We start from the raw sequence: 481 nt of genomic DNA on the forward strand, positions 1-481 counted from the left end.
AAAATAATATCAGGCTGATAATGCTTCCATTTGAACGAATTTTGCTTGTTCACACTGAACACCATCCTTTTTCTAGATTGATAGTATCAGTATGTCCAAGTTTAAGAGATTTTTTGCACCAGAACCGGTTTCCTCGACTCTCCACGAATCATTTGTTGATTTAAGATGATGTCGTACTTTCTCTTCTAATTGAGGTCCATATTGATGAATCCAGCGCATAATCGTTGTATGAGAAATGGATAAGCCCCGTTCCTCCATCATTTCCACCAAATCTCGAAAACTGAGGTTGTACCGTAGGTACCATCTTACCGTTAACAAAATAATATCCGGCTGATAATGCTTCCATTTGAATACATTTTCCTTTTCCATACCAATCACGCACCCTTTCTAGAGTAATAGTATCAGTATGTCCAAGATTTATAGATTCATTGCAATTTTCCCGAAATCTTTGCACCAAAACCCTTAGAAGTACAGCAGCAGA

1 pseudogene is annotated in these 481 nt (G+C 37.6%); it reads right to left on the bottom strand.

The features are described from left to right. Positions 1 to 126: 126 nt before the first annotated feature. Positions 127 to 369: pseudogene (locus CN326_RS14810) on the bottom strand (IS6 family transposase); the annotation flags it as partial. Between the last annotated feature and the right edge of the window lie 112 nt (positions 370 to 481).

This window comes from Bacillus sp. AFS018417, assembly GCF_002560985.1.
In the GTDB taxonomy this organism is placed as follows: domain Bacteria; phylum Bacillota; class Bacilli; order Bacillales; family Bacillaceae_G; genus Bacillus_A; species Bacillus_A rhizoplanae.